This window comes from Collinsella aerofaciens (assembly GCF_040910265.1).
Taxonomy (GTDB): Bacteria; Actinomycetota; Coriobacteriia; order Coriobacteriales; family Coriobacteriaceae; genus Collinsella; species Collinsella aerofaciens_BK.
In genome coordinates this window covers 25,240-42,598 of sequence record NZ_JBDGAW010000014.1, presented here as the reverse complement: position 1 = coordinate 42,598, position 17,359 = coordinate 25,240, and the positions used below count along the sequence as shown (strand labels likewise).

Sequence of the window (17,359 nt, the reverse complement as noted above, 5' to 3'; positions counted from 1 at the left end):
CCTAAATACTCATGTCCTCTGGCTTGTAAGACGAAATAACGCGGGGATATACACAAGGGAAGAAATCCCGAGCGCGACAAGCAATATGACTCGAATGCCCGCGATGCCGCTCAACGCAGCGTTGAACAGATAGAAAAGGATGGCACCCACCGCCACCATCTGGCTTTGAACCGAAATCAGTGAACAGCGCATCGAAGGATCGGCTGCTTTTTGAAAAATTGAGTATTTAATTGGAGCAAATAACGAGTACGCGACCGTCTGCAGCACATAGAACACGGGCAGCAAATAAACCGGAGTTAAGGGAATCAAAAACAGAGCTGTCAGGAAAAGACGCACGATGCCGCAAATACGCGCAAAGCGGCCCTTGTCGACATGAGCAATCGCACAGGGCACAATAAGTCCCATGGAGGCCGAGGCAAGGAGCTGAACCGCAATGGTCACACCCGAAGCGACGGCATTCATTCCGCGACCCGCAAGCAGCAGTGAGAAAAAGTCTTCCAGGGCGACAAAAGCAAATGCCTGAGAACAGTCCATGATGAACGCTGAACGAAGAATGCCATTACCCGCAATAGCAGCACCGATCATCTTCGGGCTAATCCCATGTTCAGGTGTCGTCGCAGTGCCCCCTCTTCGCATCTCAGGAATGCAGACAACGACAACCAACGTCAACACCATTGCGATGATATCTGCCGAAAGACCAATGAGATATGCACCGACGGACGAAATGAAACCGCCCACGCAAGCGGAGATGGCATAAGAGGCATAGAAAACAAATCGCTCAACGACATTAAGTCTTACGAGCTGGTCCTGAGAGACGCTGTCAATGTAAATCGCTTCTATGGATCCGCTCACACATGCAACGGCAAAACCTTTAAGAGCGAACGCACCGATTAAAAGCAGAGGAGAACGGACGAGAAGCAGAGCGGCGTAGTATCCAAGCATTCCTGCGACGCCAACGAGACCGCTTGTCTTTCGTCCAAACCTATCAGCAATATAGCCAGTGGGAACTTCAAGGATGAACTTGCTCACTTGGTATGCAATCATCATGCTAGAAATCGCCACCATCGAGAATCCGACGAACTCAAGGTAGACAGTTAGAAAAAACAAGATGGTGCTGAAGTTCGACAGAAAAACGAACGTCATATAAAGCAAAACCGTACGGTTTTTCATGCTCCGCCCTCCCAGAGTCAGCAATCTAAATCGGAATCTTGGAAAAGCATGAGGGCAAAGCTGTCAGCTATGTGTTACAAGGCGTCAATAATCACTTGACGTCTCGAAGCCAATTAATCTCACGAAGCAAGATGACGCAATAGGTGAAGAAATACCGTCTGGTGTCGATCGGTCCAGGTATTTTGTCGATAGCAAAAGTAGATGGGCAAGGCTACGTCACGCGATCCTTCAATGGAGCACTCGCTCACTTCCGATACATCCGACGCAAGAGAGGACCCAGACAAACCCATTATCAATCCCCCGGCTTGAAGAAACTCAGTCTGAGCCCTGTTTCCGTATTCAACATCACGGAAGCGGAAATTAACCAGCTGAGCTTCGGGACATTGATTGATTGCATTGAGACAGGGTGACAAATTAATGGGAACAGCGAGCCTGCCGCCCAGTAACTCACGAACGGTCATAGCGCCCACAGATTGATGACCCGCTGGGCACGAAAGAACCTTGAGCTCCTTTTCACCCAAGTATTTCGAAGAAAGGACACTGTCCCTTGGTTCCTCAAATGAGATGGCCGCATCCGAAATACCAAGCACAAGTGATTCAAAGCATGTAGCCGTTGGCTGATGCCACACATCAAGGTGAATCTGAGGGTGCGAGCGTTCAAACGAGTCATACCAGCTTTCGGCAAAAAGGCGCCCCCGCCCATGAAGGCAGGGGGCGTAAAGACGAAAGTGGCCGTCGGGCGAGACGCCGTCGTCCCTCGATTGAGCGTAGTTTTTGAGATCGTCGACTTGCGCCAGGATCATACGTGCGCGACGTGCAAACTCTCGGCCCGCAGGAGACAAAACGGCCTCCCCCGCCGATCGATCGAGCAAAACAATCTGATACTCAGATTCCAACTTTTTGATTGCCGACGAAACGGCCTGCGGACTCACATGAACGGCGCGAGCTGCTTTGCGCACGCCGCCATAGTTCGCTACCGCTTGAAGGTATTCGAGTTGAGAAAGCTGCATAGATTACTCCAAAGGCAGCCAAGTCGACGGGCTACGCGTCCTCAGATGAGGTTCTCGCCCAGGTTTTTGCCACCGAGGACGTGCATGTGGAAGTGCATGACGGTCTGGCCGGCGTTGACGCCCTTGTTGGAGATGACGCGGAAACCGTCCTCCAGACCCTTGGCCTTAGCGACCTCCTGGATGGCGTGAGCCATGGCGCCCATGGTCTCGGCAGGTACGTTGTCGGCGATGTCGCTGTAGTGCTTCTTGGGGATCACGAGCGTGTGGACCGGCGCCTGGGGGTTGAGGTCGTCGAAGGCGATGACCCGGTCGTCCTCATAGACAACGGTCGAGGGGATCTCGTGGTTGGCAATTTTGCAGAAGATGCAATCGCACATAGCTGGTTCCTTTCTTACAGACCAAGGTAATTATATTTGGTCGAGATGGTTAGAACGAGAGGTTGTCGTCGGTGTTGGCGGCTTCGCCGTCGGCGAGCACGTCGTTGCCGTCGACGTCCTTAAGGAGCACCGAGACCTTCTGCTCGGCATCGGACAGGCGGGTGCGCAGGCTCTTGAGGAGCTCGACGCCGCGGGTATAGCTCTCGAGCGACTCCTCGAGCTCCATATCGCCAGACTCCAAGCTGCGGATGATGAGCTCCAACTCCTGCGAAGCCTGCTTGTACGTAAGCTGCTCGACCGGGGTCTTCTCTGCCATATCTGTTTCCTTTCCTAAAGGTTTATCGCTATGAAACGCGGGTTACTCGACCATATCGACCGTTGCCGCCACGTTGCCGTCTGCCATGCGCACACGAATGGCGTCGCCGGGCTTAAAGGTCTTGGCGCTCGTAGCCACACCATCGTCGCTGTACGCGATGGAATAGCCGCGGGCAAGCACCTTGAGCGGCGACAGGGCATCGAGCGAGGCTGCTGCACGGCCCAGGTCGGACGCGGGTTTGCTGAGCATCGAACGTCCCTGATGCTCCAGGCGGGAACTCGCAAGCGTGAGCGCATGGCGCTTACCATCGAGCCCCGAGGTGCTTGTAACCAGACGCTCGGGCAAGCGCTCAAAGTTGGAGCGGAATGTCCCGACCGAGCGTACTATGGCGCCCGACAGGCGATCGGCAGTCAGCGCAAGCTCCGATTCGCGACGCTCGACCATAAATGTGGGGTCGTTGAGGCACGGGCGACACGCAGCGGCATCGAGCGCATCACCCAAGCGAGCCGTATAGGTATCCCAGGCACGGCGACCGCGCTGATCGAGCATCTCCAGGTCGACCTGGGCCGACCCAATCATCGATGCCATCGCGGCACCCAGACGCTGATGGCGCGCCTCGAGCACATCGGCCAGCTCTGTCATAGCCGGTGCCACGGATTCTGCAGCCGCCGTTGGCGTGGAGGCGCGACGGTCACTCACCATGTCGCAGATTGAGGTATCGGGCTCATGGCCAATACCTGTCACCACAGGCACGGGACAGGCCGCCACTGCACGGGCAAGCTCCTCGTCGTTAAAGGTCATGAGGTCCTCGAAGGAACCGCCGCCGCGCACGAGCAAAATGCAGTCGGGCGCGGGCGTAATGGAAGTGGCGCGGTGCAAGCCTTCGATAAGCTCCGCCGGCGCACCCTCGCCTTGGACCTTGGCGCCCACGCAAACGAGCTCGACGAGCGGGTTACGCCGGCGCAGCGTACGCTTGACGTCGTCGATCACGGCGCCCGAAAGCGAAGTGACGACCGCCACGCGTGAGCAAAACACCGGGATGCGACGTTTGCGGGATTCGTCCATCAGCCCCTCGCGGCGCAGTTTTTCGGCCAACTGCGCCACCTGTTGACGTAGCAGGCCCTCCCCCGCCAGCGAGAACGAGCGAGCGACAAAGCTCATACGGCCCGTGGGCTTGTAGAGATTAAAGCTGCCCTTAAAGCTCACCTGCATACCGTCGCGCAAATCGAAGGTGCGCTTGAGATAGGCGCCCTTCCAGATGATGCAATCGACGGCAGCCGAGTCGTCCTTGATCTGGAAGTAGCAGTGGCCGCTTCGGGCATTGGGGCCACGAAAGCCCGTGACCTCGCCCAAAACGCTCAGCTGCGGAATGGCATCGAGCGCACCGGCGGCGATCTCGACCGCCTGGCTCACGCTGAGCTCTTTACGCTCCCGCTCGTCCGACCCGTCAAACTCGGCGGAAACGGCATTGCCGGTTAGATTCCAGCCTGCCACGCAGCCTCCTTTCGTCATCGTGCACAAGGGCTCCGGCCCTGCGCAAATTCAAGTCCCACACATAGTACAGCGCCGCGGGGACACGAACCCCCGCGGCGCCTGTCAGTCCAAGTTCTTATCGGTTGGAGTTTCTGTTGTAGCGAGCCATAAGGTAGAGCAGCTGAATAATCGAGGTGAGCGCCGCTGCCACATAGGTGAGCGCAGCTGCCGTCAGCACCTTCTTGGCACCGTTGACCTGCTTGGAGCTCATGCCCGACTGCTCAATGTATGCCACAGCGCGGCGGCTGGCATCGATCTCGACCGGCAGCGTAACCAGCTGGAACAACACGCTAAACGAGAAGAAGATCAGCGCGAGGGTCGTGAGCCCCGCGATGTTCATGAACAGGCCCATAAGCAGCACGATGGTCCAGGTGTTCTGAGTAAAGTTGACAACCGGGACCAGGGCAGTACGCACCTTCATCATGGCGTAACCACTTTGACGCTGCGCAGCGTGGCCCGCCTCGTGACAGGCGACGGCAACGCTTGCGACCGATCCACCCGAACGGTTGGCGTCCGACAGATACAGGTTGTTATCCTGCGGGTTGTAGTGATCGGTGAGCTCGCCGGCAACGCTCTTGATGCCCACAGCGTTGCAACCGTTGGCGTCGAGCATGCGGCGAGCGACCGTAGCACCCGTGTCGCCGTCCGAGCGTACCTTGGACCACGTCTTGTACGTCGAGTTGATATAGCTCTGCGCGGCAAGGCCAAGCACCGTACAGACAAGAACAACCAGCAGGTACAGCGGGTCGATGCCAAAGCCGTATCCATAGTAATAAGGCATGCGAATTCCTCCGAATCGAGTTACACGTTGGAGGCATTCTACCCACTCAGGCGGCTAGGCTTCCCTACAGCAGCTCGATCTTTCCATCTTTCACGGTGAGTCCCATGTTGCCCGAAAGCAAATCGTCCAGACGCGAGCCCACAAGCTCAAAGCGCCAGCCTTCGCGCAGGGGGCTCTGCTCGGGATGCTCAATATAGTCGGCCAGGTCATCGCGCGAGGCAATGACTGAGGTCGCCACGCCCGAGCGCTCGGCAACCAAACGAATGAGCGCATACATGAGATCGGTCACGCTCTCCAACTCCGGCGAGATCTGGCGATGCCCGCGCACCATGAGCGGCAGGCGATCGTGCGGGCAGCTCGCACCGCGCTTGATGGCCATAAGCGCGCCGTCCACATCGCGCTCCCCCAGCTGATCGGTGCCGCGGATACTGCGGAACTCCTCGACGCGCACGGGATTGCGCTTGACGAGCGCCAGCAACGTATCGTCGGACATGACCCACTTGCGCGGAATGTTGCGGCGCTCAGCACGGTCCTCGCGCCAAGCGGCAAGCTCGCGCGCGATACCCAGCTGATGACGGCTGCACGAGTTGATGCGCTTGACCTTACGGAATGCCTCGTGACGGTCGGCGCGATAGTGCGACTCGTCAGCCAGCGGACGCAACTCATCGAGCACCCAGTCCACACGGCCCAGTTCGCGCAGGCGGCTCATCATCTCGGTATAGGCGACGATCAGGTACTTGACGTCATCGATCGCGTACTCGATCTGCTTGTCAGTCAGCGGACGGCGCGACCAGTCGGTCAGTGACTCGGTCTTGGGCAGCGAGACGCCGCAAAACGTCTGCACGAGCGCGCCGTAGGAAATCTGCTGGCGCTCGCCCAAAAAGGCGGCGGCGACCTGCGTGTCAAAAATAGGACGCGGCAGCACGCCCACAGTATGGAGCATGACCTCCATATCCTGCGAGCAGGCGTGGAACACCTTGGTCACGTCCTCATCGGCCATAAGCTCGGCGAGCGGCGACAGATCGTCGATCACCAGGGGATCGACCGCGACGCTCTCGGCAGGAGTGGCAATCTGGACCAGGCACAGACGCGGATGGAACGTGCGCTCGCGCAAAAACTCGGTATCGACGGCAATCGCGTCGAACTCGCGAGCGCGCTGGCAAAAGTCGAGTAGAGCCTGATGTGTGGAAATGTACATATCAACCCATCGAATAAGGTTAGGCCCGAAAAACACGGGTAGGATATCGGCATTGCCTTACAACTATACTCGGTTAGTCACAGAACGGGAACGTAAGTATGCGCTGCCTTATCATCCACAACCCGGCATCGGGCCCCAGCTCAGATGAAATCTTCGCATTCACGCACGCCCTCGCGCAGGGCGGCGACGAGGTCGTGATGCGTTTTATCGGCGATGGCATGGAGCCCGAAGACGCCGTGGCGGACGTGCGCGAGTTCGATCGCGTGGTTGTCTCGGGCGGCGACGGCACCGTCTCCAACGTGCTCGACCAGATGCGCGGATGCGGCGTCCCCACGCTCGTCTTCCCCTCTGGCACGGCCTGTCTGTTCTTCAACAACATCGGCAATGCCCCCGAGGCGGCGGCACTCGCCAAGGCCTGCCGTGTCGGCCGCACCGTCAAGGCAGACATGGGCGAGCTCTTTTGGCTCGACGAGGACGGCAACGAGAAGCGCCACGGCTTCATCATCATCGCCGGCTCGGGCTACGATGCCGAGATCATGATGAAGGCTGCCCCCACCAAAAACGACATCGGCGAGATCGCCTACTTCCTGTCCGCACTCGCCACGCCTAATCCCACGGTGGCGCACTTTACGATTGAGCATGACGGCATTGTCGAGGAGCTCGACGGCATCTGCTGCATGGCCGGCAACACCTCAGTCATCCAAAACGACATCAACCTGTTCCCCGACTGCCGCATGAACGACGGCATGGTCGACATCGCGGTCATCGAGCCTGTAAAAACCGTGCAGCTGCTGCCCACCGTGATCACTGCTGCACTCGATCCCGCCGGCAAGGTGCTCGGTCGCCCGCAGTTCAAGATCATCCAGACCAAGGAAGCCAAGATCACCTGCACGCCGTCGCTGGGCATGCAGTTCGATGGCGAGATTATTTCCAGCAACTCCGGCGTCTTTGGCGCCCGCGCACTCCCGCAATGTCTCGACCTGATCGTCGATGAATTCTCGCCACTCGGTAAATAGGAGGACCCCATGAACGACAATCCCCTGCTCGGCTTTATCGTCATTGTTTTGGCCATGCTCGTAGGCTATGCAATCAACGTGATCCACCGTCGGAAGAAGTAATTCCACATTGGTATGATATTCATCCAATTATCGTCTCCCCTACTGTTTATGCATTTGCCAAACAGCGGGGGATTTTTCATTTCGGGTATTTCCAGACGCTTTATTCAGGTGCAGTAATTGCAGGGAGTCTTTATTTGGCTAAAGCTACAAACTGAGTATAATTAACCACTCATCGCATATTTCATTACGCTTATCGAGTAAGTATCTTTCATAGATGAATATTGTTTCCAGTTCGTTACGCTAGTGGGGTGTCTTTATTGGCTGAAGCCCTCTGGCGACAGAGGGCTTTCGCACGCTGGGAGGGATTATGAGGAAAACTCACCCCGTCAACGCGCTCAAGAAGCTAGGCATAGGCCTCGCCTTTGGAGCTGCAACCATCATGTCCATGCCGACCTCTGCGCTCGCCTGCACGCAGATCTACATGGGCAAAAACCTAACGGCCGATGGCAATACGTATTATGGCCGCACCGAGGACGTTGGCACACGTTACCTCAAGCACTATGGCATTGAACCCTCGCATGGTCCCGGCCATATCTACGGCTCAGACGAGTCCGACTTCGCATACACCTCGACCAAGACCACATATCGTTATAGCTACGTGCGCGACCACCCTTCGCAGTGGCACGGACGCTGGGACGCCTACTCCGAAGCGGGAATTAACGAGAAGGGCGTTTCTTGCTCTGCCACGCTGAGCACGAGCATGAATGACGAAGCAAAGGCCGCAGATCCCCTGACCAAAACAGGCATCAGCGAATACGTCTACGCCGGCGTCATCCTTGGCGAGAGCGGCACGGCCCGCGAGGGAGTCGAGCTCATCGGCAGGCTCATTAACGAACAGGGCGCCAACGCCAACGACCAGCTCATCATTGCCGACAACAATGAGACCTGGCTGTTCGCCGCGCTTTCCGGCCATCAGTGGATTGCCATGAAGTTGACCGATGATATCGCGTCGCTCAATCCCAATATCAGCAATCTCAACTTCAAGGTTAACCTCGATGACACCGTAAACTGCATTCACTCCGAAGGCATTAAGTCCCTACCTGAAGAAAAGGGTTTCGCCAAGTATTTCGACGACGGACAGTTCGATGTTGCCCAGACCTACGGTTCGCCCATCGACAAAACTTCCGTTCACGCTTGGTCGCGCTACGTCCAGGGCCGCGATTACCTTGGGGCTCCGCTTACTGAGGGCACCGACTATGAAATCGTCCAGGACACTAGCGAAAAACCGCGCGCTAAGGTTGGCGCCATGGTAAATGAAATGCAGCCGCTGTTCTTCCAACCCGAAAAGTCCGGTTGGAATACTTTTGAACTTATTCGCGCCTTTGGCAATCGTGGCGAAAACGTTCCCGGCCTCAGCGCCAACACCGATGGCGCCTATTGCATCGGCACCGAGCGCAACGGTGAGGCCCATCTCTTCCAGATTCGCAACGGCCTCAACCCTGAAATTGCGACCATCCAATGGGAGATGCTCTCTCGAGCTGAATTCTCCATCGCCATCCCGCTGTACTCCGCCCTGATGACCGAGGTCAGCCCCTACTTCAGCGACCAGACCGTATCTTTCGACCACTGCGACGAAACAGACGTTGTAAACAACGAAGAGCCTGAGAACTCCATCAACTACGTCTTTATGGACATCAGCTCGCTTGCCTTCGAGAATCGTGCCACCCTCGGTGCTGGCGTCCATGCCTATCTTGACGCCCTCCAGAATGAGCTCATCGAGCAGAACAAGGAAGTTGACGCCGCCATGCTGGCCGAAACGACCACCGAGGGCCGCACTGCCCTAGCCAACAAGGCCGGCAAGGCTGCCACCGAGAACACCTACAAGAAGTGCAAGGCCCTGCTCCAGGAGATGCGCGCCTATCAGAAGGCCGGAAACTTCGAACAGCCCTTCACCCCAAGCGATCTGAACACCGAGACCAAGGGCCTCAAGGCGTCCATTACCTACGCCCAGGACGCTCTTGCCACCGACCCGGTCACCCCGGATCAGCCCGGCACCCCCGAGCAGCCCGGCAAGCCCGAGCAGCCCGGCACCCCCGAGCAGCCTGAGCAGCCCGCTAAGCCCGAACAGCCCACCACCAAGCCCGAGAAGCCCGGCAAGTCGGACAACACCACGACCACGGTAACCGCCAACAAGACGAACACCAAGGGCGGCCTGCCCACCACTGGCGATCGTTTTGATGGCCGCATGGTGGCCGTATTCGCCATCGCTGGCGTTGCCGTCATCTCCGCAGGCGGTTATATCCTCTATCGCCGCAACAAGGAGTAATCCCTCGCTGGTGCGGGTGGGACGGCACGGGTCGCCCCGCCCGCTCAGCCCGCCTTTTTGACCGGTGGGAAACACCGTCGAAATCTTTTCAAAAAAGATTTCCCAGTACACACTTCGCTGTGCTATAGTGCAGCGCAACAGCAACTAGGTGCGACCGCGCCACGGCATCACGAAAGGAGCCACCAACATGAAGAACACGATGAAGTCTCTCAACAACTGGTGGTGGCGTGATGCGAATACGATCGGTCGACAGTGAGTCCCTCACGCCTGCACTTGCGCTCTAGGTGATTGGAAGGCCTCCGGTTTCGACCGGGGGCCTTTTTCTATCTCGAGCCCGATCGCATTCGCATCACGCGCCTCCGCTTTTCTCTTGCATTCCCCTTCCGAAAGGATTTTCACCATGCCTCAGAACACCAACGCCACCCAGCCCCGCACCGTCCAGGCCGCTGACCGTGGCAAGCTTGACGTCCGCGCCCTCGTCCTGCTCGCCATCCTGCTTGCCGCCGGCTTCATCCTCAACTTCACCGTCGGTAAGGCCATCTCGGGCATCTCGGGCGGCATGATCAGCCCCGAGTTCATCATCTCGGCCTTCTGCCTCACCATCCTGGTCGTTCGCCCCAACATCGGTCAGGCGCTCGTGATCGGCCTTATCTCGGCCGCCGTGATCCAGATCACCACCACCTCGCCGTTCATCGATTTTGCCGCCGAGGGCATCGCCGCCATGCTTATGGCCGCCATCGTCAACGCCGCCGGCAAGAACGGTCAAGTTAAGCCTGTCGTCGCCATTGTCGCCACCTTCGTGACCACCTTTGTCTCGGGCGTTATCTTCATGATCATCAAGATGGCAATGCTCGGCGTGGTGGGCGAGCTCGCTGCCGCCATGCTGCCTGTCGTCGCCATGACCGCCGTCTTTAACGCCATTCTGGTCGGTGCCCTCTACTTGCCCATCCAGAAGGCCCTTAAGCTCAACTAACCCGCTCGGCTTTACGAGCCACCCCATCTTGGCGTTCATTCGTCGCTCGCGTGCCCAAGTACGCTTCGCTCCTCTTTCGCGCCAACCTGGGGCCCTCGTAAAGCCGTCTCCATGCTCCATTATTCAAAATTAATCCCCTTTTCGATTTAACCCCTTTCGTGGGGGTCTAGGACACTCTTATCTCAAATCCCACCTTAAGGAGAACATCATGGCCACCGACACTCAGGCTCGTACTATTTCTGCCAACGCCGCTTCCGACAAAGGCATCCTCGATATCACCTCGCTCGTCCTGCTCGCCGTCCTCCTTGCCGCCGGCTTTATCCTCAACATGACCGTGGGCAACGCGCTTGCCGCGACGGGCATCAAGCCGCAGTTCATCATTGCCGCCTATGCCCTGGCCATCGCACTCACGCAGGCGAGCTTTGCCCAGGCAGCCATCTTTGGCATCCTGTCAGCCGCCGTCATCCAGATCACCACGTCAATCCCCGGCCTCAACTTTGTGACCGAGCTTGCTGGCGCGCTGACGATGGCGGCGCTCGTCAAGTCCAACATCGGCGGCAACAAGGTCAACCCCTTCATCGCCGGCCTGCTCACCACCCTGGTCTCGGGTGCCCTCTTCGCCGTCCTGGGCACCGTCATAATGGGTGCCGCGCTGCCCACCGCGCTCGCCAAGGTGCCCATCGTGCTCGGCACCGCCGTCTTCAACGCCGTCGTGGTCCAGGCTCTCTTCTTCCCCCTGCGCAAGGTGCTCAACAAATAGCCTGATATGATGGACGGGCCGCGCGTTAGCGGCCCCATCACCAAAGACTGTCCCAAACAGCTAGCATTTGGGGACGTTCTTAAACGACTCGTCATTTAAGAACGTCCCCAATGACCATGAAAGGTATCCATGAAAACGATCATCAACGTCGACGATGTCTCGTTCTCCTATGGTACGCAGACCGAGCAGGCGCTTAAGCACATCTCGCTCGACGTGAACAAGGGAGACTTTATCGGCATCATCGGGCCCTCGGGCGCCGGCAAGTCCACGCTTGCCGCCTGCCTGTCGGGCGCCGTTCCCCACCACTACACCGGCACGTTCTTTGGGTCCGTCATGGTTGACGGCCGTGACACCTGCGAAGTCTCGCTCACCGACGTATCGCAGATCGTCGGCAGCGTGCTGCAGGACATCGACACGCAGATGGTCGCCTCGGTTGTCGAGGACGAGATGCTCTTTGGCCTGGAGAACTTTGGCGTCCCCCACGATCAGATTGAACAGCGCGTAAGCGAGACGCTCGAGACGGTCGGCATCAGCGACCTGCGCGACCGCGAGATCGCTACCCTCTCGGGCGGGCAGAAGCAAAAGGTGGCCATCGCCGCCATCCTCGCTATGCGCCCACGCGTGCTGGTGCTCGACGAACCCACCGCGGCACTCGACCCCGCCAGCTCCACGCTGGTCTTCGAGACCCTGCGCGAGGCAAACCGCGCACTTGGAATCACCATCGTCGTCGTTGAGCAAAAGGTCGCCCTGCTCTCGGAGTATTGCAACCGCGTGCTCGTGCTCAACCATGGCGAAATCGCGCTGCAGGGCGAACCGCACGAGGTCTTCGCGCACGCCGATAAGCTCCGCGCCATCGGCGTCGACTGTCCCCGTGTCACACGCATCTTCAATAGTCTCGAGGCCGATGGTCTGGCAAGCGGCACCCCTTGCTTGGATGTCGATGAGGCTGAACGCCTGATTTCGGGCATCGTCGACCCCGCACACGCGACCAGCGAAGCCCAGGCTCCCGCGGGCTCCCCGCATGCCCCGTCGTTGCGCCCTCATGCCAAGGACGCCGAACCCGTGCTCACCTTCGATCACGTTGAGTTTGCCTATCCCAACGGCGGCGCCGCCGTCCACGACCTCAACCTGACCCTCTACCCCGGCGAGCTCGTGGGCATTGTCGGCCAAAACGGCGCCGGCAAGACCACGCTCACCAAGCTGCTCACGGGCCTGCTTAAGCCCGTCTCGGGCAGCGTGCGCGTTACGGGCCTGGACACCGCCGCGGTTCCCACGAGCCGCATCGCCCGCGAGGTCGCAACGCTCTTCCAAAACCCCGACCGCCAGATTTGCAAGGACACCGTGCTCGACGAGGTCGCTTTTGGCCTGGAGCTTGCCGGTATCGACCGCGCTGAGGCCCTGCGTCGCGCCCAGCTCGTCATCGACCGCTTTGGCCTGCCTGCCGATGAGGCGCCCTTCTCGCTTTCGCGCGGCCAGCGCCAGATGGTGGCACTCGCCTCCGTCGTGGTCGTAGAGCCCAAGATCGTCGTGCTCGACGAACCCACGAGCGGCCTTGACTACCGCGAGTGCATGACCGTCATGGAAACGGTGCGAACCATGGCCGAGCGCGGCTGTGCCGTGATCATGGTCTGCCACGATATGGAAGTTGTCTCCGACTTTGCCGAGCGCATCGTGGTGATGGCCGACGGCCGCATCCTCGACCGCGGACGCACACACGAGCTGTTCTCGAACATCGACCTCATGCAGCGTGCCTACATGGAGCCGCCCCAGGTCATTGAGCTCTCGCGCCGCTTGGCATCCTCCGTCTCCCCCGCTTTTGCGCAGGTGAGCGAGGTCACCGATATCGTTCGCATTACCAAGGAGATGGTCCACCGTGGTTAACGTCATCGACTATATGCCGGGCGATACGCTGCTGCATCGTCTAAACCCGGTCGTCAAACTGGGCCTTGCCGCCGCCATCATCATCGGCATCTTTTTGTCCGACACCTATGTGGCGCTGCTGGGCTTTTTGACACTCACCCTTGCGCTGGGCGCCTACGCCGGCGTCGTCGATCGCCTGTTCTCGCTACTCAAGCTGCTGATTCCGCTCGCTCTTATCATGCTGGTGCTCCAGCTGGCCTTTATGCGCGATGGCAACGTGATATGGGGCTTTATCACCGACACGGGGCTCATCACCGGATCAAAGGCCTGTCTGCGCCTGCTGGGCGTGGCGTTGCCACTCATCCTCATGCTCATGGTGACCAAGCTCAACGACCTTGCCAACGCTTGTGTCGAGATACTGCACGTGCCGTATCGCTATGCCTTCACCTTCACCACGGCGCTGCGCTTTGTGCCGGTGTTTGGCCAGGAGATGAACGCCATCATGGAGGCGCAGACCGCACGCGGCGTCGAGTACGACACCAAGAACCCCATCAAGAAGCTCAAACTCATGCTGCCGTTGTGCGTGCCGCTGCTTATCTCGAGCGTGGGCAAGACCGACGCCACCGCGCTTGCCGCCGAGCAGCGCGGCTTTTACCTGCGCACGCGTGCCAGCTCGTACAAGCGCTATCCCATCAAGGGCCTGGATATCGCCGTCCTCGTCATCAGCGTCGCCCTCATCATCCTGGGATTCCTGTTCTAGCACTCGCAGCGGCAACCGGTACATGCAAAAGGCCTCGGCTCGCGTCAAACGAGCCGAGGCCTTTTGCGTTTCCCCAGATAAAACCTACCAAAAATAACCTGTCCCTTTTTGGTAGGTATGGGACTAGAGGCGGTAGGGGGCGCCGCTGCGAATGATGGATTCACGCACCAGGACGTCCATGGCATCGAGGGTAATCTCGGGCATCTCACGATACTTCTGCAGCACCGAGAGCTCCGTGCAGGCCAGAATGACGCGATCGCAGCCGCTACGGGCAAACTCCCACATCACGCGGTCGAACTTATCCATATCGGGCTCGCGTCCGGCCTTCACGTCGTCGTAGATAAGCGACATCACGTCGGCCTGGCGCTTCTCGCTGGGATAGACGACCTCGACGCCCACCGCCTCGCATTCGCGCCCATAGACGCCCGCGCCCACAGTTCCGTCGGTGCCCATAATGCCGATTTTGCGCACCGGCTCTGCCGGCATGCTCAGGTTGGGATCGAACTCGCACTCCCCCATCACCGCGCCCGCTAGGGCATAGCGCACCGACTCGCGCGGCATGTGGATAATCGGCACCTTCGTAAACGACTGAATCTGGTCGTAGAAGTAGTGTGACGTGTTGCAGGGGATGGCGATGTGCGCACAGCCCAGCGACTCGAGCGCCTGGGCGCACTCCTTCATGGTCGCCAGCAGCTCGGCATGCTCACCGGTCTTGATGGCCAGCGTGCGGTCGGGCATGGTCGACTTGGAAAGCACCACCATGTCGATATGCTCTTGGTCGCACGTAGCCGCCGTATGGCGCACCACCTGGTCGTAGTAATACGACGTGGCCTCGGCGCCCATGCCGCCGATAACTCCCAGCTTTTCCATCGCCGCCTCCTTGGTGACGCCCACGCAATTGCGCGTATCATGCCCGCGCCCGCCCGATGCAAACCGGACGGGCGCCGCACTCATCTATTTGTAATACGTCTTAAACAGTTTAAAGTGGCGCAGCTTGGTGTGCCACATGCGCAGCCAGTGGTTAAAGACAAAGTCGCCCTTCATAAACGAGGGGTCGGCGCCCTTGCCTTCCTTATCCAGGCGATGCACCTTAGCGCGCAACTCGGGATCCTTGACGTACTTGTCGACGACACCCATGGGAACGACCATCCACAGAGCCTCGTCCTGCGCCGTCACAAACTCCGGCTCAAACGGACGGTTGAACACATACTCGTCCACCACATACTTGGCAACATTAAAGCCGCTGTTGGTGACATAGTAGTTGCTGCGGCCCTGGCGGGTGTTGAAGTCGAAGAACTTAAACGAGCCATCGCGTTCGTCATACTTCACGTCAAAGTTGGAATAGCCCACAAAGTGAAGGCCCTCGAGCAGTTTGCGCACGCCGCCCATAAGCTCGTCATTGGGCTCGGTAATGATGCAGGCATGGTTGCCAACGCCATGGGGCTGATGCTCCTCGAGCAGCACGTGGCCCAGGCACATCATGCGCACCTTACCGTTACGGTCGGAATAGCTGGTGAGCACGCGCATGTACTCGTCGTTGCCGGGCACGCGATCCTGCAAGATCAGGTCGTCGGTATAGCCGCTGGCATAGGAGTCACGGATAACCTGCTCCAGCTCGGCGCGATCGGCAATCTCATAAGCCTTCTTCTGGCCCTCGAACTCATGCTGCCACCACATGATGCCGTCGGACGGCTTCAGGATCATCGGGAACGGAAAGTCGATCTGGTCGAGCACTTCGGCCGGCGCCTCGCCTTGCGCGTTGAGCATCTGCGCAGTGAAGGTAAAGGTGTGCGGATACGGCACACCATGCTTCTCGCACAGCTCGTAGAAGATCTCCTTCTTCTGGCACTGCTCGAGCATGCTGTAGGGCGCGTAGGGCGCAACGATGTTATCCGCCAGCTCATCGGCATCCTTTGCCTGAGCCACCAGGGCAACATAGTTATCGCCGCAGCCCATCAGGACGATCGTCTTATCGGCATGCGCCTGGGCAATGCCGTTGACGGTCTTGAGCATCACGGGCATGGTATCGATGTCGACGTTGGGCGTGTAGTCGATAATCTGGCTTCGATACGCAGGGCCCGTCTGGTACTTGCCAAAGACCAGACTCTTGACCTGATACTCTTCGTAGAAGGCGCGCGCCACCGAATAGGCGTTGATGTCGCCACCGAGCAGCACGGGAATGAACTCGCGCTCTGTAAACTGCAATGCCATGGAAACTTCCTATCGTGAACTGCCCGCACAACGGGCGGTCTTAGTGCAACCGGTTCATTCTAGCGTGCCAAACCGCCAGTACCCAAAGCTCCACCGTATCTATGGCAATCGGAGGAGCAAACTCGGCGCAAAGACAGCGCTCACCGCTGTACGACAACGGGCAATGAACCTACCGTTGTTGTAGGATTCAACATATTGTCAATCCCATAAGCGAAAGGCGCACGCGTGCCCCAAGAACATCTAGCCGACAACCCCATCCTTGACGCCGCAAAACGCGAGCTAGCGGAACGCTCACAGACAACCGCTCCCCTACGCACCGCCAGCAACGCCTACGAAGGACCCGCCCGCATCGTCTCGATTAACACGTCGGCGCACAAAGGCACACGCAAGTCTCCCGTCGCCGATGGGCACGATACCGTCATTGAGCAGTTTGGCCTCGCTTCCGATGCGCACGCCGGGCACTGGCACCGCCAAGTCTCGTTTTTGGCCGCAGAATCAATCCGGACGGCGCAGCATCGCGGGCTCGATGTACACAAAGGCGACTTTGGGGAGAACTTCACCACACAAGGCATCAACCTGCTTTCGCTCCCCTTGGGCACACAGCTCAAGATCGGCAACGACGTTCTGGTCGAGATCAGCCAGATCGGCAAGGTCTGCCACACCCGCTGCGCCATCTACTATCTCGCCGGTGATTGCATCTTTCCCCACGAGGGCATTTTCGGTGTGGTGCTTCGAGGCGGAGAGGTGCATGTCGGAGACGATATCCAAACAGTCAAGCTCGGCGACGGCACGTGCTCCTTCACCCCAGCCGAGGCGCTCGAAGAAATTGAGCAGGCACGCCGCGAGGGAGCCCTATAGGTGCAAAACCCCATGTTGGAGTAGCCCTTAAGGCGTGAATCTGCGATCAGACAGAGTTCCGTAACGTTAAAGTTGAACTCTATGGTTTCTCAACAATTCACTATAACTGCAGGTCAAAGCCAAAGCCTCAAGTTCAACTTGACCCTTTGGAACCTTTAAGGTTCAAGT

16 protein-coding genes are annotated in these 17,359 nt (G+C 58.6%); 7 read left to right on the top strand and 9 right to left on the bottom strand.

Annotation, left to right across the window (positions count from 1 at the left end; all coding sequences use genetic code 11):
- Window positions 1–9 precede the first annotated feature (9 nt).
- The 7 genes from AB5Z14_RS06910 to rnd form a co-directional block, all read right to left on the bottom strand.
- The gene (locus AB5Z14_RS06910; protein WP_368130860.1) at window positions 10–1,170 is read right to left on the bottom strand and encodes an MFS transporter; all 1,161 of its coding nucleotides are present in this window, start codon (window positions 1,168–1,170) and stop codon (window positions 10–12) included.
- A gap of 119 nt (window positions 1,171–1,289) precedes the next feature.
- Complete coding sequence (locus AB5Z14_RS06905) at window positions 1,290–2,180, bottom strand: LysR family transcriptional regulator (protein ID WP_368130859.1); 891 nt, start codon at window positions 2,178–2,180, stop codon at window positions 1,290–1,292.
- A gap of 41 nt (window positions 2,181–2,221) precedes the next feature.
- Window positions 2,222–2,557: a histidine triad nucleotide-binding protein gene (locus AB5Z14_RS06900; RefSeq protein ID WP_329737845.1), complete on the bottom strand. Its 336-nt coding sequence runs from the start codon at window positions 2,555–2,557 to the stop codon at window positions 2,222–2,224.
- A 49-nt stretch (window positions 2,558–2,606) separates the two neighbouring features.
- Window positions 2,607–2,873 carry an exodeoxyribonuclease VII small subunit gene (gene xseB, locus AB5Z14_RS06895; RefSeq protein WP_006234311.1) on the bottom strand — a complete coding sequence of 89 codons (267 nt, stop codon included), beginning with the start codon at window positions 2,871–2,873 and terminating at the stop codon, window positions 2,607–2,609.
- A gap of 42 nt (window positions 2,874–2,915) precedes the next feature.
- A complete protein-coding gene (xseA, locus tag AB5Z14_RS06890) occupies window positions 2,916–4,367 on the bottom strand; it encodes an exodeoxyribonuclease VII large subunit (RefSeq protein ID WP_368130858.1) in 1,452 nt (483 codons plus the stop codon).
- A gap of 115 nt (window positions 4,368–4,482) precedes the next feature.
- Entirely contained in the window at window positions 4,483–5,187 is a 705-nt protein-coding gene (locus tag AB5Z14_RS06885) for a zinc metallopeptidase (protein ID WP_368130857.1), read from the bottom strand.
- 64 nt (window positions 5,188–5,251) lie between these two features.
- Entirely contained in the window at window positions 5,252–6,385 is a 1,134-nt protein-coding gene (rnd, locus tag AB5Z14_RS06880) for a ribonuclease D (protein WP_368130856.1), read from the bottom strand.
- Between the two features lie 98 nt (window positions 6,386–6,483).
- Here rnd and AB5Z14_RS06875 point away from each other — a divergent pair, with 98 nt between their 5' ends.
- From AB5Z14_RS06875 to AB5Z14_RS06850, 6 genes are all read left to right on the top strand, one after another.
- The gene (locus tag AB5Z14_RS06875; RefSeq protein ID WP_368130855.1) at window positions 6,484–7,401 is read left to right on the top strand and encodes a diacylglycerol/lipid kinase family protein; all 918 of its coding nucleotides are present in this window, start codon (window positions 6,484–6,486) and stop codon (window positions 7,399–7,401) included.
- A gap of 409 nt (window positions 7,402–7,810) precedes the next feature.
- The gene (locus AB5Z14_RS06870) at window positions 7,811–9,769 is read left to right on the top strand and encodes a C69 family dipeptidase (protein WP_368130854.1); all 1,959 of its coding nucleotides are present in this window, start codon (window positions 7,811–7,813) and stop codon (window positions 9,767–9,769) included.
- A 400-nt stretch (window positions 9,770–10,169) separates the two neighbouring features.
- Window positions 10,170–10,742 (top strand): hypothetical protein, encoded by a 573-nt coding sequence (locus AB5Z14_RS06865; RefSeq protein WP_368130853.1) that lies wholly within the window; start codon window positions 10,170–10,172, stop codon window positions 10,740–10,742.
- 208 nt (window positions 10,743–10,950) lie between these two features.
- Window positions 10,951–11,502 carry a hypothetical protein gene (locus AB5Z14_RS06860; RefSeq protein WP_195535865.1) on the top strand — a complete coding sequence of 184 codons (552 nt, stop codon included), beginning with the start codon at window positions 10,951–10,953 and terminating at the stop codon, window positions 11,500–11,502.
- A 129-nt stretch (window positions 11,503–11,631) separates the two neighbouring features.
- The gene (locus AB5Z14_RS06855; protein ID WP_368130852.1) at window positions 11,632–13,383 is read left to right on the top strand and encodes an ABC transporter ATP-binding protein; all 1,752 of its coding nucleotides are present in this window, start codon (window positions 11,632–11,634) and stop codon (window positions 13,381–13,383) included.
- Complete coding sequence (locus tag AB5Z14_RS06850; RefSeq protein ID WP_368130851.1) at window positions 13,376–14,122, top strand: energy-coupling factor transporter transmembrane component T family protein; 747 nt, start codon at window positions 13,376–13,378, stop codon at window positions 14,120–14,122. The genes AB5Z14_RS06855 and AB5Z14_RS06850 overlap by 8 nt, the downstream gene beginning before the upstream one ends.
- A 123-nt stretch (window positions 14,123–14,245) precedes the next feature.
- Here the strand turns inward: AB5Z14_RS06850 and AB5Z14_RS06845 are convergent, their stop codons facing one another.
- Complete coding sequence (locus AB5Z14_RS06845) at window positions 14,246–14,992, bottom strand: aspartate/glutamate racemase family protein (protein WP_368130850.1); 747 nt, start codon at window positions 14,990–14,992, stop codon at window positions 14,246–14,248.
- Window positions 14,993–15,076: 84 nt separating this feature from the next.
- Window positions 15,077–16,333 (bottom strand): carboxylate--amine ligase, encoded by a 1,257-nt coding sequence (locus AB5Z14_RS06840; protein WP_368130849.1) that lies wholly within the window; start codon window positions 16,331–16,333, stop codon window positions 15,077–15,079.
- Window positions 16,334–16,558: 225 nt separating this feature from the next.
- On the opposite strand from AB5Z14_RS06840, the gene AB5Z14_RS06835 reads away from it, so the two are divergent.
- Entirely contained in the window at window positions 16,559–17,191 is a 633-nt protein-coding gene (locus AB5Z14_RS06835; RefSeq protein WP_368130848.1) for an MOSC domain-containing protein, read from the top strand.
- The last annotated feature ends 168 nt before the right edge of the window (window positions 17,192–17,359 follow it).

Bases quoted from the DNA above. Each gene is read 5' to 3' on its own strand.
- AB5Z14_RS06910 (WP_368130860.1), bottom strand. From the start codon at position 1,170: ATGAAAAACCGTACGGTTTTGCTTTATATGACGTTCGTTTTTCTGTCG.
- AB5Z14_RS06905 (WP_368130859.1), bottom strand. From the start codon at position 2,180: ATGCAGCTTTCTCAACTCGAATACCTTCAAGCGGTAGCGAACTATGGC.
- AB5Z14_RS06900 (WP_329737845.1), bottom strand. From the start codon at position 2,557: ATGTGCGATTGCATCTTCTGCAAAATTGCCAACCACGAGATCCCCTCG.
- xseB (WP_006234311.1), bottom strand. From the start codon at position 2,873: ATGGCAGAGAAGACCCCGGTCGAGCAGCTTACGTACAAGCAGGCTTCG.
- AB5Z14_RS06885 (WP_368130857.1), bottom strand. From the start codon at position 5,187: ATGCCTTATTACTATGGATACGGCTTTGGCATCGACCCGCTGTACCTG.
- rnd (WP_368130856.1), bottom strand. From the start codon at position 6,385: ATGTACATTTCCACACATCAGGCTCTACTCGACTTTTGCCAGCGCGCT.
- AB5Z14_RS06875 (WP_368130855.1), top strand. From the start codon at position 6,484: ATGCGCTGCCTTATCATCCACAACCCGGCATCGGGCCCCAGCTCAGAT.
- AB5Z14_RS06870 (WP_368130854.1), top strand. From the start codon at position 7,811: ATGAGGAAAACTCACCCCGTCAACGCGCTCAAGAAGCTAGGCATAGGC.
- AB5Z14_RS06865 (WP_368130853.1), top strand. From the start codon at position 10,170: ATGCCTCAGAACACCAACGCCACCCAGCCCCGCACCGTCCAGGCCGCT.
- AB5Z14_RS06860 (WP_195535865.1), top strand. From the start codon at position 10,951: ATGGCCACCGACACTCAGGCTCGTACTATTTCTGCCAACGCCGCTTCC.
- AB5Z14_RS06855 (WP_368130852.1), top strand. From the start codon at position 11,632: ATGAAAACGATCATCAACGTCGACGATGTCTCGTTCTCCTATGGTACG.
- AB5Z14_RS06845 (WP_368130850.1), bottom strand. From the start codon at position 14,992: ATGGAAAAGCTGGGAGTTATCGGCGGCATGGGCGCCGAGGCCACGTCG.
- AB5Z14_RS06840 (WP_368130849.1), bottom strand. From the start codon at position 16,333: ATGGCATTGCAGTTTACAGAGCGCGAGTTCATTCCCGTGCTGCTCGGT.